Origin of the sequence: Bacteroides sp. AM44-19 (assembly GCF_003603395.1) — a bacterium.
Classification (GTDB): Bacteria; Bacteroidota; Bacteroidia; order Bacteroidales; family Bacteroidaceae; genus Bacteroides; species Bacteroides uniformis.
In genome coordinates, this window is record NZ_QTNB01000004.1 from 78,315 (window position 1) to 93,625 (window position 15,311).

The window sequence follows — 15,311 nt, forward strand, 5'->3', positions numbered from 1 at the left end:
AAGCACCAAACAAGGTCCAAGGAAAGAGCAAACCACACCGGAAGAAATCATGCGGTCATGCTCCTTAACCGAGCTTTATGAATTGAGACCAAAAAGGGAGCATCTCAGGATGCGTCCAATTATGGCAGCCGAAAGGGAGCTGGCATCCATTTGCCCTATATGACCATGCCGGAATTTGCTCAATTGCAAATTTCATAGCCAATTTGTAAGAAGGACGTTTCAAATGAACTTCTTTATCATGAGTATTCAAAAGCAAAAAGACATCTTCGGGGAAAAAAGAATTACTGTCTGCCATGCACTTATCAATTATAGCTTTGTAATGCTCTGTAACTGCTATCATCTTACTGATTTTCCTTAAAGAAAAGCCACCATTACCAACATGAAACCAACAATACTTCATTCTGCGCAGATTCTTAGGATAGAAAATACTCCAGAAGCAACGCTGGACAAACCAGACGAAACGAGTAGGAAACCTCCAATATTTTCTTTGGTGCGGCATCCACGGCGCACCAATATAATCATACCCCAGTGAAGCCCAAAAGAACAATTCGTCTTTAAACGCATAAGCATCCAATTGATAAACAAGCATATAAGTATAGCTCGAAAAAGTTTTATAAAAAGCCACGTCAAGCATTAAACGATTATAAGCTTCAATACCTTGGAAACATCTGTCTGGGAAAGATATTACCTTAGGGAGTAAAAATTGAGATTGTATATTGGAAATATCCAGATTTTCAGGCTTAATAATCACTATGGAGTAATCAGACAAAATATCCAAGCACTGTTTCAGCGACACCGCTTCCATCTCTGATAGAGCAGGTAAATAAATAGGCACTACTACTACAATATCTTTTTTATCCATACACTATAACTTTGAAGGGCACAAAAATACACAATATAAAAGATATAAAAATCATTTCAATCACAGAACTTCAAAACTTTCCTTTACCTTTGCATCGTATTACAATATATAGACAAGCATGGAGCAGCCCTTTATAGTATATGATTCACAAATTTTCGACCAGCAGAAATTCGGCGGCATTTCTCGCTATTTCTGTGAAATCATGTCCAATTTACAGTTTAATTATGATATTGCAGTACGCTATACAGAAAATCATTATCTATTGAATAGTAAAATCAAGAGGCACGGTATCTACATCCCCCATTTGTTCTTTAAGTATCATCAACAGAAACTGTATCAAAGCAACGCCAAACTAATCTTAAAGCTGATGCAGAAACACGCTCCATTTGTCTATCATCCGACATATTACAATCCCCTTTTTCTTAAGCAAATAGGCAATAATCCTTTTGTGATAACCGTACACGACATGACCTATGAAAAATATCCAGACTTGTTTCAAGACTCCATATCCATTATTCAACAGAAGAAAGAAATTATCACAAAAGCCAATCACATTATAGCCATTAGCGAACATACCAAGAAAGATATCATAGAAACATTAGGCATATCCCCTCAAAAAATAGACGTTATCTACCACGGTTGTAGTCTACAATCCACTATAAGCAAGCCTAATCTACATCTTCCCCAAAGATACATTTTGTTTGTTGGTGACCGGACATCCTACAAAAATTTCCAACGATTAGCAGAAGCTTTCAGTATAATTCATCAAACAGATGCACATCTACATCTAATATGTGCAGGCAAACCGTTTTCAAAGGCTGAATCAGAATTAATATCACGTATAGGCATCGCTTCGCATACACTGCGAATTTCGGTCAACGACCAGCATCTGAAAGAATTATACAACCGTGCTCTGCTATTTGTATATCCATCTTATTATGAAGGTTTCGGCATCCCTATTTTAGAAGCCTACACTTGCAACTGCCCCGTAGCCTTGAGCCAAGCCTCTTGCTTTCCTGAAATTGCCGAAAATGCAGCGGCATATTTCGACCCATTCTCTGTTTCTTCGATGGCAGAAGCTATCAAAAGTGTGATATACGACGAAGCTGAACGCACCAGACTTATACTTGCCGGCAAAGAAAGGATTAAACTTTACTCTTGGGAAAAGGCAACCCGCCAAACCGAACTTGTCTACCGGAAAGTAGCAAAAGCAGTCTTCTGACCATTCATTTCCGCATAGAGAAAGCGTTGTTCAATTTCAGCAAGAAGGTCAGGACAGGCTTTACCCTCTTCTGGAAACGGTGTGTCTTGCTCATCTCACGGAAAAGTTCAAACAAAGGCTGCTTTTTCAGGCAAGCAGCCAACTGCAAAGAGTCGAGTATCATGGGAGGAAATATTCCCTGCAGGATATATTTCTTTTCCTCCTCACAAAGACTTAAAGAGACAGAACTGATGCCTTGCATATTAAAGATACTTATCACCCTCTCGACATGTCTATAAGAACAGCTTTCAAGCACTATCTTCTTCACAAAGAATTCCCAATCAGAAACAATCTTAAGCGTCTCCGTATAAAGGCACCCCTCAAATAATGCTCTCTTTATAAAAGCAGCAGGATGTCCCAAAGAGCGTTCCAAAAAATATTCAAAGCTCAAGACATCCGGGTATACAAACAAATCCTCCTTTCCATCGCCGTGTACAAAAAGCAAATCCCCGTAAACAATGTCTTCGCCCGACAAAAAAGGATGAATGTCCTCCAATACAGCAAAGTCATGAAGAAAATCACCCGAATTCACAAAAAGTAAATACTCTCCAGATGCCTCCCGGATGCCTTTATTCATGGCATTATATATGCCCGAATCTTTTTCAGAGCACCAATAAGCAATTTTATCCTGATTGTTCACAATCAAGTCCTTACTGCCATCAGTGCTGCCACCATCTATGACAATATATTCAAAGTCAGAAAAGCGCTGTCTGAAAACACTGTCCATTGTCTTGGCCAGTCCTTCAGCATTGTTATAGTTGATAGTTATGACAGATAGTTTCATTTGTGAAAAAGTCCTTTTATATATTGACGGAAAAATCTTCTATACCATTTATTTCTATGCGCCTCGCGCTTCTTGCGCAGATAAAGCAGTTCGCGAATGATGTGCAATGCACTGCCTCCAAAAAAGGAAGCATAAAGGGTTCTGTGTTTTGAATAGATATAAAACTCCGTTTCATTAAATACATCGGCCTGCTTTGCCGCAGTTATCATAGATTGCTCCTTGACACGGTAATAAAAGAGTGGAGAGGGTATCTGATACACAAGACTATTTTCATCTAACAACCTGATAAAGAACTCCCAATCCTCGTGTCCTTTCCGCATATTCTCATCATAGCCGCCAATGGCCATGCAATCACTGCGCCTAAAAAAAGCAGAACAAAAAATATGATTTCTCTGAAGCAACTCCTCATACCCTTCATAACGCAAATTCCAAACCTTATTTTTTACTCCGAAAAAAACTCCTCGACAAAATACCAGTTTCAGGAATGGATTGTCCTCGAATGCCTCCATCGCCTTTTCCATATACTCCGGATGTATAATGTCATCTGCATCCAACGGCAATATAAATTCTCCCTGAGCCAATTCTATACCTTTATTTCTCGCAGAAGACAATCCTCCGTTTTCCTTGAATACATATTTAATTCTTGAGTCTTTCCGCGTATACTCCAATGCCACTTTTTCTGTTTCATCAGGCGAACCGTCATTCACAACTATCGCTTCCCAGCACTGATAAGTCTGAGCCAATAAAGAGTTCAAGGCTTCGGGCAAATAAATGGCTTGATTATAACAAGGTACAATAACAGACACCATACCCTTTTCATTTAATGCGTCCATACAATATGTTTATATTTTATCTAAATTATTTAGCAGATGACAATAATCAATTTACAAAGTTAAGAATCTTTCCCTACTAAATATCTATATACTCCCGAAATACAATGCAACAAATGTTCTAAAGAAAAAGGATAAGACAAAAAAGCCATCAAAACTTCTTTCTTCTCAGGGAAATCAACTTTAAAAGATTTTTGCAAGAAACGATTAAAGCTCTTTTCTCTATATCTTTCCATCTCCCTTTTAGTAAGACAAAGGTCATCTATCTTTATCGGCAAAATAACATTCCATTTCCGATTATACATCCTGACCGTATCTTGGCACCAGTTGCGATTATAATTACCTTCCGAGAGATGTTCCACTTGAACTTCCGGTGAGCAACAAACATAATTCCTATATCGTTTGCTTACAGCTATCTGTAAAGAGAAATCAACATCATAGCAATGAAATCCAGTCAGCATCTTTTCATCGAAAGGATATGCCTTCCATACCTCTTTTCGGACAAACATTCCGAAACCGTCCACTGCTACAACTTCCGCAAACCACTCTCCTTGTACCACATTGAACCCAGTGAATGCCGTCACATTTCCTTTTTTTTGTAAATAAGAAGTACAAGCAAAACGACGATGCTGCATCCATCCCGAATAGCAGTCGAACATTATTTTAGTTCCTGCAAAACCTATTACTCCACAACTCGGTTCCGCCAACTTCTCAGCAACAACCGTCCCCCAATCCTGCGAATGGAATTTCACATCTTCATGGACGAAAAACAAATAAGGATAGCGAGCCTGCCGAGCACCTTCATTATAAGCGCGAGCTATAGACCAGCACTTCTCCCGATTATCTATAGCGATAATCTCATGTTCCACTCCAATAGTAGCATGTATATTTTGGCTGATTTCTTGCAATCGTTCCGGTGAAATAGAGCAAATGATAATTGACAGCATTCTTATATCCTCTTTTATATAATGTACCTTTATTTGAATTTATCTTTTCTATGAGTAGGAAGAAAAGGAATCACAAATGCTAATATCCTATTTATACGTTCCAGATAGTAATGTACTGGCAGAACCCCCATTTTCCCTCTTGCCTCAACATACAGACGGGCACGGATGTCCGGTGAAACCGGTAGTTTCGCTATAAGTCTATAACACTCTCCCCTCACCAAGCATTTTCTATACCAGCCAACGTCTGTACAAGAAAACATATACGACATCACATCTATCGTATTGAACATTCCTTCCCCTGTATATTTAGACCTGCTGGTTACTTTATTGGTATGTTGCCGGAAGTAATTCAATTTCCGGCGTACCTCTACAACTTTCCCCTCCTGTGCCACTTCTACCCAGAACTGCCAATCACCCGCACAGCGAAGTTGCTGAAAGGACTTATCTAGTTTATCGTAAACCTCCCTCTTGAAAAGCACCATACTGGCATTATACACATAATTCCTATATAACAGATTATGTTTTACATATTCTTTGCCATCGAATGTTTTCACTTCTCCGGTTTCTTTCCAACGGTCACGGCTCTTACGTTTCATCCTTTGTCCCTGTCCATCTATCAGAATGGAACCAGTAAGGCACATTATTGCACTTGGATTCAACTCCAATGCGGCAACTGTTGCCTCCAAAAAATGAATATCGGCAGTGTCATCACTTTCTGCAATCCAAACATACTTTCCTTTAGCAAGGCGAATGCCCCTATCCCATTGAAGAAAAGTATTGCCTGTATTCTTTTCATTCAACACTAATGCCGAAACTTTTGGATGTTCTTTATAGGCATTCAAAATATCACAACTATTGTCCGCAGAACAATCATCCAGCAGAATCAATTCAAAGTTCTGATAGGTTTGATTGAGGATGCTTTCAATCCTCTCTTTCAAATAAACAACATGATTATAATTGGGAAGTATTACACTCACCATAGGAGAATTATCCATAAAATTTATGCAGATTTCATACTTTATAAAACAAAAAAATAGGCCGACAGATTATCTATCGCCTACCATAACCGCAAAGTGGCCATCAACGGATAGCCCACCCGCCATCGCAATTTAAACTTACGCACCAGATTCCAGGGCTTGGTTCTGGTCTTACCTTGAAAATACCAGATGTAGTTGTTTACGGCATCCAGTACCCGTGAAGAGGACTCACCGTCCAGATGGGCTTCATGCTTGTGCACATAAGCACGCATCCGCTCCATCAGTTCTGCCGGACGGGAAATGGCCTTTTCAATAGCTCCTTCTACAGCATCCGTCTCAGTGACATTCAGCAAATGAGCTCCTGGCATGGTGTTGCAATAAGTCACCACCGGTTTGTCCAACATCATCGCCTCAACAATCACAGACGAAGCATCGGACAACAGTACATCTGCACTGTTTAGCAGCTTGGCATCAACAAGTCCACTCTCGTGGAAAGTAATATTGGGGCAGGAAGCAGCCAGTTCCTTGTATTTCTTGAGGACTTCCATATCCGAGAATTTCGGATGGAACGAAATAATCCAATCCCAGTTCTTCTCGCGCACCAGTCTCTTGATGGTATCAAACAGATGAGGAGCAGAAGTTATATTTTTTGTAAACGTAGAAGAGTACAAAACTACCGGACGTGCATTATGAGGAGTATGTACACGTTCCTTCACGAAAGTATCCGCCTTGCACCAGCCAGTTTCGTATACCTTAAAGAAACCGTATTTCCTCTCAAGCTCCTTAAAAGGAAGAGTGCTCGTTTCTCCTTGTGTGCAATAGACATCGAACCATCCACGAACAGAAAAATGGTCATCCTTTTCATCGCCACGCTTATTGATGGGGTAGCCATGGAAAAGGGAAACTTTCACTCCCGGGAAGAAATCATAAATATAATTACCCGGTGCAAAAACAGCAATAGGCTGATAATCCATCACTTCCTGAACAGATTGAAGCCACCTTTCATCTTGATTCAACAGAACCGGACAGTCTGGCTCGATAAACCATGCAACATCGTCTCCTCTACGCCTGATTTCGTCCTGAAGCGGGCGAAGTATAGGATAGGAATAGGCTACCGAAACGAAAAATAAATAATGCTTCTTCATACACTCAAAATATCACGGCAACGACACAATCGTCACCTCAAATTACCAATAGAACAATAAAATCCAGCCCTTAGTTTGTAACAGTTTTGCTTTCTTTGCTTTAAACGTCTGCAAAGTAAATACAAGAATTCTTTATATACTGCATCAATCCGGAAAAAAAAATGACTTTTATCAATTTTCCTCCAAAAGTTGCTGTTTATGAAGCTTTTTCTTCTCTAAAATATCTATCTTTGCACCCCAATATTTTAAAAATACTATTTTATGAGAAGAAACCTTTTTCATTGCTCCGACAGTCAACAAGGGGCAACAGATAAAGTGACTCTTTTGTTCGGAATCACCATTTTTTTCAAATTCCTGCTATTCGATTTCATCTGGAGCATCCCCACCACATTCGCTTCATTCTCTACCATCGAGTTCTATGCAACCAAGATAATAGCCACCCTCGTACTTCTCGCCCCCTATAAGTTCTTCCGGCTCTGGAAAACAGAAATAGTCATCATGCTTTTACTGGATATACTGCTGATTGTCAACCTGATGTATTTCCGCACCTACTATACTGCCATCCCACTTAACAGCTATGGACTTTCTGGAAACCTCGCCGATTTCACCGGAAGCGTTTACGACTCTTTCCGCTGGTACGACATCTTCTTCCCTCTATCTACCATTGCCAGTATCCCCCTTTATTGGCATTACAAAAGAAATACCGCCGGAAGAACATCATACAAGTATTACGGAGGAGCTTTGGGAATCGGTATCCTGCTGTTTGCCATCACCACCCTGGCCAAAGGAGGATTCAAGGAAGCATACAACACCGTCCGCCAGAAAGCCTATCTGTGTGCAAGCACCACTTCCATGTATACTGTCTTCGGAAGCCTATACTATGACCTCATCAACCAGAAGCAGGAGGCCACCCCACAGATACAGCAAGAGATAAAGGAGTGGCTGAGCCAGAAACCCGGACATCACCCTTTGACCGGACGTATCGGAATCCGCAACAACTGCATCGTCATCCTGGCAGAATCTTTGGAAAGCTGGGTACTCGAAAGGGAAGTGGAAGGGCAAGAGATTACTCCATATCTCAACAAACTGCTGCAAGACTCCACCTCCTTATACGCTCCCCACGTACTGACGCAAGTGAAAGGAGGACGTTCCATTGATGCACAGCTGTTGCTTTGCGCCGGTATGCTGCCTATCAACAGCGGCACATACAGCAGCCAATATCCTGACCACACCTACGGAACCCTGCAAAAAGCCATGCATCAGCAGAAGAACTCGCGCAACTACCTCCTGACCATTGATAAAGTATCGACCTGGAACCAAGGCGTCATAGCCTACAGTTTCGGGACCGACACCATCATTGCTTATCATGACTTTGAACTGACAGAAGCCTTTGGCACGCACAAACGTACCGGAGACGGCTCCTTCCTGGCGCAATGCAGCCAAAAAATAGAGAAGGGGGAAATCTGGAAGAAGGGGGAGAATGTTTACATGCAGCTGGTGACCTACTCCGGCCATGCTCCCTTCAAATTGCCTGAAGAATTGAAAGAGATTCATTTCTCTCCGGCCATTCCACAGAAAATGAATGACTATATGACCACTGCACGCTATACGGACAAGGCGATAGGAAAATTCGTGGAGTACTTGAAAACACTCCCACAATACGACGAGACCCTTATCGTCATCACCGGTGACCACGAAGGACTGGCTACCTACCGTGAAGAATTGTGTAACGCCCCCGGTGGCAAGGGTATCGTATCCGACAAGACATTCACCCCTTTCATCATAGTAAACTCTCCGGTAGGCATGCGTTATGATAAAGTGATGGGACAAATCGATATGTACCCCACCTTACTGAACCTGCTCCAACTGGATGATTACTACTGGAGCGGATTGGGCCAAAGCATCCTCGACCCATGCAAGAAAGGATTCGCCATCAGCCCCCAAATGGAGGTGGTAGGTGAAGAGCCCACCCCGGCAGAAGCCGAGTTCGCTAAAAAAGCATACGATATTTCCGACCAAATGATACATTTTGATTATCTTTGCTCAAAAGCGAAGATAGGCGGCACCTCAAAATAAAAAATGAACAAGTTCATTTTGTTCTGCTTTCGGTTTGCACTATCTTTGCACCGTTCAAAAGAAGTAAAATGTAAATAAAAGCAATGAAGGTACATATTCATCCGCACTATGCCGCCTACGAGAGTTATATCCGAGCCATCCCATCGGAAGAATATGAACGGGAAGAGGTTTATTGTAACCGAAGGAACACAGTCGAAAGAGTGCGGTTCGGAGACAAGGACTTCGTAATCAAGAAATACAAAAGACCTGCCCTCATAAACTGCCTCATTTACACTTGGTTCCGCAAAAGCAAAGCGCAGCGCGCCTTTGAATATGCAGAACTTTTTCTGCAACGGGGAATAGAGACCGCCCCTCCGGTAGCTTATATAGAAATCAAAAAGAATGGTTTCTTCCACACCGGATACTTTATTTCCGAATACCTCCCCTACCCGCTTGTTACGGATATGTTCGGTACGGAAATGGAGGAAGAAGAGAAAAAACGGCTAAGACATGACCTCGTAGACTTCACTCTCCAATTACATCTGAACAAGGTCTTGCCACTGGACTATAATCCCAAGAATATATTTTACCGGAAGACAAACGGCAAATATCACTTCGCCCTCATTGACATCAACCGCCTGAAGCTCGGTAAAGTACCCGGTATCAGAATGTCCATGAATGCCTTCAGCCAACTGGGTATTCCCGCCGATGACTTCATGAAAATAATACCTCTATATGCCGAGCAAAGAGGATTCGATATTGAAGAATGCATATTCTTCACTCTCTTCAGCAGACTGAAATGGAGAAAGCAAAGACAATTTAAAAATTTCGTCAAAAGCAAGCTTCATTTCTGAAATGTCGTATCTTTGTACCAACGAGATTAGAAAATTATGCAAGATTATATCATCCAGTCCATCCAAGAAGGTATCAGGCTCAAAGAAAATATCCTGAACAACCGGCAAATGCTTACCGACATCGAAACCGTCGGCAATCTGATAGTACAAGCCCTTCGACAAGGGCACAAAGTCTTGCTTTGCGGTAACGGCGGCAGTGCAGCCGATGCCCAGCATATCGCTGCCGAACTCGTCGGACGTTTCGTGACCGAACGGGAAGGCCTGCCCGCCATCGCCATGACAACCGACACTTCCATCCTGACCGCAGTCAGCAATGATTATGGCTTCGACCGCGTCTTCGAACGGCAGACAGCAGCCTTGGGAACGAAAGGTGATATTCTGATAGGCCTTTCTACCAGCGGCAACTCTCCCAACGTAGAGCATGCCTTGCAGAAGGCACAATCTATGGGCATCACCACCATAGGGCTCCTGGGAAGGGATGGAGGAAGGTGCAAGGAACTTTGCAATTACCCGTTGATTATACAGCACGCCGAATCTGCCAGGATTCAAGAAGTGCACATTACCATCGGACATATCTTGTGCGGCATCGTCGACAATAAACTGTTCTCCCATGAATAAAGCGATTTTCCTTGATCGGGACGGTACCATCAATGTTGATTTCGGCTACGTTTACAAGACCCAAGAGCTTGAATTATTGCCCGGTGTAGCCGAAGCACTCCGCATTTTTCAGGAATTGGGTTATCTGCTGATTGTCATCACGAACCAATCCGGTATTGGACGTGGCTACTTTACACTGGAGGACGCCGAACAGTTCAACCAGGCACTCGCCCAAGAGTTGGAAAAACATGGAGTTATACTGAACGATTTCTATACTTGCCCTCACGTTCCGGAAGAACATTGCGAATGCCGTAAGCCTTCTCCTTTCATGGTGACGGAAGCGATGAAGAAATATGAAATCGACCCATCCCAATCCTATATGTTCGGAGATAAGAAATCGGATACGGAATGCGGCGAAAGAAGTGGTGTCAAGTCCTTCCGGGTCACCTCTGAGCATTCACTTCTATATTGGGCCAACCAATTAAAAAACAACCTATTATGAATACAGAATTAAACAGTATAAAGGGAAAGAAGGTACTCGTTATCGGAGACGTGATGCTGGATACTTACCATATAGGGAACGTGAAAAGGATTTCTCCCGAAGCACCCGTACCAGTGGTCCGTGTCACCCGTACCTACAATGTATTGGGAGGAGCGGCCAATGTTGCAAGAAATCTGTTGGGACTGGGTTGCTCGCCGTATGTCGTCAGCCTGCTTGGCAACGACCACAACGGAAACACAATGCAGGAGATGTTCGCTGATTTGGGTATCAGAAACGAACTGTTTCATACAGAACACCCAACCATCACCAAAACCCGCGTAATAGGCAACAGCCAGCAAGTAGTACGGCTGGACTTTGAAACAGAAAATGAATGCCTGAACGAAGAGACTGAGCAGAAATTGCTGGATGCCGTGAAGCGTGCACTCCCCGAAGTGGACATTGTCGTGATTTCGGATTATGGCAAGGGAGTATGCAATGATACAGTATGCCAGCAGGTTATATCCGCCTCTGCCGGGCAAGGGAAGAAGGTCATTATAGACCCCAAAGGGACAAATTGGGAGAAATACCGTTCCGCAACCATCATCACCCCCAATCTGAAAGAACTTTCAGCCGTTTCGGGAATGGATGTGAGAAATGAGGATAAAGAAATACATAACGCGGCAAACCGGATACTGAAGGAGTATAACCTTACTTCTCTATTAGTGACACGTTCCGAAAAAGGTATGTCATATATAGCTCCGGAAGCCTCACAAGACATTCCTACCGAAGCAAGGGAAGTATATGACGTTTCAGGTGCAGGCGATACTGTCGTGGCAACTTTAGCAGCTGCGCTGGCAGCCGGTATCCCTATTGCAGATGCCATTTATCTTGCCAATAAAGCGGCCGGCATTGTAGTCGGGAAAATAGGCACCAGCCCCATTCTGTTCAAAGAGTTGCAGGACGAGCTACAAATCGGGAAACCGGCCAGCAAACTTATTCCTATTCCCCAACTTGCAGATACTATAAAACAACTGCGTGCGCAGGAGCGCAAAATCGTATTCACAAACGGCTGCTTCGACATTCTGCACAAAGGACACGTGTGCTATCTGGAAAAGGCCAAAAGACTGGGGGACGTACTTATCGTAGGATTGAATTCGGACAGCTCAGTAAAACGTCTGAAAGGGGAATCGCGCCCCATCAATGATGAAAACGCCCGCTCCACAGTCCTGGCAGCCTTGGAAGCAGTGGACTACGTAGTGATTTTTACGGAAGACACCCCTCTGAATCTCATCAAGACAGTTGCACCGGACGTGTTGGTAAAAGGTGGCGACTATGCCATAGAAAACATTGTAGGCAGGGAGTACGCCCAAGAAACAGTAACTATCCCTTTCGTAGACGGTTATTCCACTACAAAGACGATAGGCGCCATCAACCAAGAGAAGCAATAATCTTTTCAGCGACTTGTTGGGGGGTAATATCCACCATACACTTCTGATAAACAGCCAGCTTGCATTTACCCCGTCCGTCTTTGGTGCACGGACGGCAAGGCAGGGCTGTTTCGAGTATTTCCACCGTAGGTCCCGTAGGGAAACCGAAGGCTGTAGGCCCCATCAAGGCAAAAGCAGGAACACGGAACAAATCAGCGGCATGCATAAAACCCGTATCAGCGCTGATTACCAGATTGGAACGCAACACTATGTAAGAAGACTCCATCAATGAGGTTTGTCCCGCAAGGTTAACTACCCGTTCCGGTGCAGCACTTCTGATTTCCTCACAGAAAGTATCCTTCGGACCAGCCAGAATAACAAATCTATACTCAGGAAGAAGGGCAACCAATTCTTTCCAATAGGAAACGGGCCAGCGTTTCATTTCCCAGTTGGCAGACGGCACCAGCGTAATCATATCTTTGGTTACAAAGTTCTCATACTTGCTACGTATTTCATCCGGGAAATGCCAGTCGTGATAGTTGTCCGGAAAATGCGTAATTCCCCATTTCTTCAATGGTTTCTGAAAAGACACCATCCCCCTGAAAGGCTTGTCGAAATGGTTGATTCCCAGTTTGAACAACAAAAAGCGTTTGCCTCTCTCTTTGCTCCGCAGAGCAACGTAAGGTTTCACAAAAGGCAATGGAGACACTATCAGCTTCAATATGTTGGAACGGATATTACTATGAGCGTCATAAATGTAGTCGAAATGCTCTTTTCTCAAATCAGCCGCCATTTTCAACAACCCGGCAAGTCCGGTCTCCTTGTCAAACGCCCAGATTTTATCAATCCTGCCATCCATCGACAAGGTCCCCACCATATCTTTCCGGGTAATCCAATGAATTTCCACATCTGCAAACCGTTCACGTATTCCACCGATAATTCCCATACACTGGATAATATCCCCTATCGAACTGAAACGGATAATTAAGAATTTGGTCATAACAAATTTATTAGAATTGCTGATTCGGCACAAAAGTAATAACTTAATTCAAGTTTCGCAAATAGCGATATAGGCTAATCATACAATATAGAACATCAGCCTACACAAAACACAAACATAAAAATTCAATCCAAGTCCAAACTATTGTCTACAAGAAATCTAGAGGTATTATATATCACTCATAAAACAGTATATTTCACACCAATATTGTTTTTGCATATTATAAAATATAAATGTTTTCAAGTAATTATAATCAAAAACTCCATTTATATAAATATCTTTGTACTTATTTTCTCAATTAGCAAAAGATGACAGCTATAAAATCTCAAAACAGATTATTTTCAATCGTTATACCTACATGGAATAACCTTGCTTTCCTAAAACTATGCATACAAAGTATCCAAAGAAACTCTTACTACAATCACCAAATCATTGTACACGTAAACGATGGAAGTGACGGAACCTTAGAGTGGATAAAAAAAGCAGGTATTGATTACACACATTCTGAGCAGAATATCGGAGTATGTTTTGCTATGAATATGATGCGCACTAAAGTCAAAACTGATTATATTCTATTTTTGAATGATGATATGTATGTACTCCCTTTTTGGGACAAGGTTCTCTATGACGAAATAGAAAAACTGTCTGACAATTATTTCTTTCTTTCAGCTACATCAATACAACCACATACACAAAGCGCATCAACCATCTTAGCCAATTATGGAGACAGTATCGAAACTTTTCAAGAAGATAAATTACTGAAAGAATACATGAACTACAAAATAAACGACTGGATGGGAGCTACCATTCCTCCCAATATCGTACACCGGGACATTTGGGATTTAGTAGGCGGTTATAGTATAGAATACTCACCCGGAATGTACAGCGACCCAGATTTCACCGCAAAATTATATATGTGTGGAGTCAGATTCATGAAAGGGCTACAAGCCAGTCGCATCTATCATTTTGAAACAAAATCAACTACCCGCATACGCAAGAATTGTGGTCAAATGCAATTTCTATTAAAATGGGGCATGACTTCATCCACATTCCGCAAAGTTTTCACTTACAAAGGAAAAGATTTCAAATCCCAAAAGATAGGAACTTTCAAAACAGGAAATAGATTCAAAATAAGCCTAATACGCGGCCGCCTAAAAGCCATATTTTATTTATTAACCAAAGATTTCGGTCCCTTATGGAAATTTTGGAAAAAAACATTTGTCTAACATTTCCCTAAAAGAGCAAAATTATAAAATAGAATTGGAACTTTCTTGTGAAGAATAGGGCTTATCCAAATCCAAATAGTGGAAATTATGCTGTCTCTGCCCGCTTTGTTTCGGTATAACCATGTAGTCTCCATATTTTCGGGTCAGATAGGCGTCATAATCTTGTACTCCCCACACTGTTTCGCCCTCAAACGAAACGGGAGTCGGAGCTCCCAGCTCTGCCTTGGGCATAATACCGCGCATACCGTCGTCATAATCACAGACTAAAGAAGACTTGTCAAAGTCATAGGTGGTCATCACATTTCTGATACTCCTCTGTACGCCGGCAGTAGTAAAAAGTCTCCGGCACAGCAGCGGCAACCATGAGCCGGGACCTTTTCCATGTTTATAAGGGTCGCGGTAGATAAAATAGAGCACCCGCTTGTAAAATTCATACCGAGCAAAATGAATCCTCTGTTTCAGGTTGCTTTGCGGTACACCGTCCAATGGAAACACGTCCAAGTAGATACCTCCCAAGTATTTCAAATGCATACGCTCGATAAGAGTCGTATCCGCATCTTGTATCTTGGCAAAAGGTAATGGATAATTCGGATCATTTTCTGCGCAGACAGCCTCATAAGGCTTGGGAAGCCATTCCTTGGAATGAGACATCAACAAATCATAATCAGCCCTCGGCATACCGATATCCAAATCATCGTCCCAAGGGATAAATCCCTTATGACGGACTGCACCAAGCATAGTACCGGCCATTATATAATAGCGCAAACCATGTTCTTTACAAACTTTATCCACAGCAAGCAATATCTTCAAAATACGAAGCTGCAAAGGACGTATATCATAATCTGCCATAAAAATCAGCCCATTA

At 42.3% G+C, this 15,311-nt stretch carries 15 protein-coding genes; 7 read left to right on the forward strand and 8 right to left on the reverse strand.

The window, feature by feature from the left end; genetic code table 11:
- Positions 1-64: 64 nt before the first annotated feature.
- A complete protein-coding gene (locus DW947_RS08435; protein ID WP_117963008.1) occupies positions 65-862 on the reverse strand; it encodes a DUF5672 family protein in 798 nt (265 codons plus the stop codon).
- A 118-nt stretch (positions 863-980) separates the two neighbouring features.
- On the opposite strand from DW947_RS08435, the gene DW947_RS08440 reads away from it, so the two are divergent.
- Positions 981-2,084 carry a glycosyltransferase family 4 protein gene (locus DW947_RS08440; RefSeq protein WP_117963006.1) on the forward strand — a complete coding sequence of 368 codons (1,104 nt, stop codon included), beginning with the start codon at positions 981-983 and terminating at the stop codon, positions 2,082-2,084.
- Positions 2,085-2,088: 4 nt separating this feature from the next.
- Here DW947_RS08440 and DW947_RS08445 read toward each other — a convergent pair whose 3' ends face one another.
- The 5 genes from DW947_RS08445 to DW947_RS08465 all read right to left on the reverse strand — a co-directional run bounded on the left by DW947_RS08445 (position 2,089) and on the right by DW947_RS08465 (position 6,806).
- Positions 2,089-2,907: a glycosyltransferase family 2 protein gene (locus tag DW947_RS08445; RefSeq protein ID WP_117963004.1), complete on the reverse strand. Its 819-nt coding sequence runs from the start codon at positions 2,905-2,907 to the stop codon at positions 2,089-2,091.
- The gene (locus tag DW947_RS08450) at positions 2,904-3,740 is read right to left on the reverse strand and encodes a glycosyltransferase family 2 protein (RefSeq protein WP_005833775.1); all 837 of its coding nucleotides are present in this window, start codon (positions 3,738-3,740) and stop codon (positions 2,904-2,906) included. Before DW947_RS08450 ends, DW947_RS08445 begins: the two co-directional genes overlap by 4 nt.
- A 59-nt stretch (positions 3,741-3,799) precedes the next feature.
- Positions 3,800-4,684 carry a glycosyltransferase gene (locus DW947_RS08455; protein WP_005833777.1) on the reverse strand — a complete coding sequence of 295 codons (885 nt, stop codon included), beginning with the start codon at positions 4,682-4,684 and terminating at the stop codon, positions 3,800-3,802.
- Positions 4,685-4,713: 29 nt separating this feature from the next.
- Positions 4,714-5,679 carry a glycosyltransferase family 2 protein gene (locus tag DW947_RS08460; RefSeq protein WP_005833780.1) on the reverse strand — a complete coding sequence of 322 codons (966 nt, stop codon included), beginning with the start codon at positions 5,677-5,679 and terminating at the stop codon, positions 4,714-4,716.
- Between the two features lie 62 nt (positions 5,680-5,741).
- Positions 5,742-6,806 (reverse strand): CDP-glycerol glycerophosphotransferase family protein, encoded by a 1,065-nt coding sequence (locus tag DW947_RS08465; protein ID WP_005833782.1) that lies wholly within the window; start codon positions 6,804-6,806, stop codon positions 5,742-5,744.
- A 261-nt stretch (positions 6,807-7,067) separates the two neighbouring features.
- Between DW947_RS08465 and DW947_RS08470 the strand changes: the two genes are divergently transcribed.
- The 5 genes from DW947_RS08470 to hldE all read left to right on the forward strand — a co-directional run bounded on the left by DW947_RS08470 (position 7,068) and on the right by hldE (position 12,241).
- Positions 7,068-8,882, forward strand: coding sequence for an LTA synthase family protein (locus DW947_RS08470; RefSeq protein ID WP_117963002.1), 1,815 nt, complete (start codon positions 7,068-7,070; stop codon positions 8,880-8,882).
- 83 nt (positions 8,883-8,965) lie between these two features.
- Entirely contained in the window at positions 8,966-9,715 is a 750-nt protein-coding gene (locus DW947_RS08475; RefSeq protein WP_005825949.1) for a lipopolysaccharide kinase InaA family protein, read from the forward strand.
- Positions 9,716-9,751: 36 nt separating this feature from the next.
- Complete coding sequence (gene gmhA / locus DW947_RS08480) at positions 9,752-10,333, forward strand: D-sedoheptulose 7-phosphate isomerase (protein WP_022401853.1); 582 nt, start codon at positions 9,752-9,754, stop codon at positions 10,331-10,333.
- The gene (locus DW947_RS08485) at positions 10,326-10,814 is read left to right on the forward strand and encodes a D-glycero-alpha-D-manno-heptose-1,7-bisphosphate 7-phosphatase (RefSeq protein WP_061411034.1); all 489 of its coding nucleotides are present in this window, start codon (positions 10,326-10,328) and stop codon (positions 10,812-10,814) included. Before gmhA ends, DW947_RS08485 begins: the two co-directional genes overlap by 8 nt.
- Positions 10,811-12,241, forward strand: a complete 1,431-nt coding sequence (gene hldE, locus DW947_RS08490) for a bifunctional D-glycero-beta-D-manno-heptose-7-phosphate kinase/D-glycero-beta-D-manno-heptose 1-phosphate adenylyltransferase HldE (RefSeq protein ID WP_022401855.1) — start codon at positions 10,811-10,813, stop codon at positions 12,239-12,241. The genes DW947_RS08485 and hldE overlap by 4 nt, the downstream gene beginning before the upstream one ends.
- Here hldE and DW947_RS08495 read toward each other — a convergent pair.
- The gene (locus DW947_RS08495; protein ID WP_035447675.1) at positions 12,222-13,220 is read right to left on the reverse strand and encodes a glycosyltransferase family 9 protein; all 999 of its coding nucleotides are present in this window, start codon (positions 13,218-13,220) and stop codon (positions 12,222-12,224) included. The genes hldE and DW947_RS08495 overlap by 20 nt on opposite strands.
- A gap of 308 nt (positions 13,221-13,528) precedes the next feature.
- On the opposite strand from DW947_RS08495, the gene DW947_RS08500 reads away from it, so the two are divergent.
- Complete coding sequence (locus DW947_RS08500) at positions 13,529-14,446, forward strand: glycosyltransferase family 2 protein (protein WP_005825959.1); 918 nt, start codon at positions 13,529-13,531, stop codon at positions 14,444-14,446.
- Between the two features lie 21 nt (positions 14,447-14,467).
- Here DW947_RS08500 and DW947_RS08505 read toward each other — a convergent pair whose 3' ends face one another.
- The gene (locus DW947_RS08505) at positions 14,468-15,295 is read right to left on the reverse strand and encodes a phosphorylcholine transferase LicD (RefSeq protein ID WP_005833794.1); all 828 of its coding nucleotides are present in this window, start codon (positions 15,293-15,295) and stop codon (positions 14,468-14,470) included.
- Positions 15,296-15,311: the final 16 nt, after the last annotated feature.

What these genes read in the sequence shown, in the direction of transcription:
- DW947_RS08435 (WP_117963008.1), bottom strand. Translation starts at nt 862, where the DNA reads ATGGATAAAAAAGATATTGTAGTAGTAGTGCCTATTTATTTACCTGCT.
- DW947_RS08440 (WP_117963006.1), top strand. Translation starts at nt 981, where the DNA reads ATGGAGCAGCCCTTTATAGTATATGATTCACAAATTTTCGACCAGCAG.
- DW947_RS08445 (WP_117963004.1), bottom strand. Translation starts at nt 2,907, where the DNA reads ATGAAACTATCTGTCATAACTATCAACTATAACAATGCTGAAGGACTG.
- DW947_RS08450 (WP_005833775.1), bottom strand. Translation starts at nt 3,740, where the DNA reads ATGGACGCATTAAATGAAAAGGGTATGGTGTCTGTTATTGTACCTTGT.
- DW947_RS08455 (WP_005833777.1), bottom strand. Translation starts at nt 4,684, where the DNA reads ATGCTGTCAATTATCATTTGCTCTATTTCACCGGAACGATTGCAAGAA.
- DW947_RS08460 (WP_005833780.1), bottom strand. Translation starts at nt 5,679, where the DNA reads ATGGATAATTCTCCTATGGTGAGTGTAATACTTCCCAATTATAATCAT.
- DW947_RS08465 (WP_005833782.1), bottom strand. Translation starts at nt 6,806, where the DNA reads ATGAAGAAGCATTATTTATTTTTCGTTTCGGTAGCCTATTCCTATCCT.
- DW947_RS08470 (WP_117963002.1), top strand. Translation starts at nt 7,068, where the DNA reads ATGAGAAGAAACCTTTTTCATTGCTCCGACAGTCAACAAGGGGCAACA.
- DW947_RS08475 (WP_005825949.1), top strand. Translation starts at nt 8,966, where the DNA reads ATGAAGGTACATATTCATCCGCACTATGCCGCCTACGAGAGTTATATC.
- gmhA (WP_022401853.1), top strand. Translation starts at nt 9,752, where the DNA reads ATGCAAGATTATATCATCCAGTCCATCCAAGAAGGTATCAGGCTCAAA.
- DW947_RS08485 (WP_061411034.1), top strand. Translation starts at nt 10,326, where the DNA reads ATGAATAAAGCGATTTTCCTTGATCGGGACGGTACCATCAATGTTGAT.
- hldE (WP_022401855.1), top strand. Translation starts at nt 10,811, where the DNA reads ATGAATACAGAATTAAACAGTATAAAGGGAAAGAAGGTACTCGTTATC.
- DW947_RS08495 (WP_035447675.1), bottom strand. Translation starts at nt 13,220, where the DNA reads ATGACCAAATTCTTAATTATCCGTTTCAGTTCGATAGGGGATATTATC.
- DW947_RS08500 (WP_005825959.1), top strand. Translation starts at nt 13,529, where the DNA reads ATGACAGCTATAAAATCTCAAAACAGATTATTTTCAATCGTTATACCT.
- DW947_RS08505 (WP_005833794.1), bottom strand. Translation starts at nt 15,295, where the DNA reads ATGGCAGATTATGATATACGTCCTTTGCAGCTTCGTATTTTGAAGATA.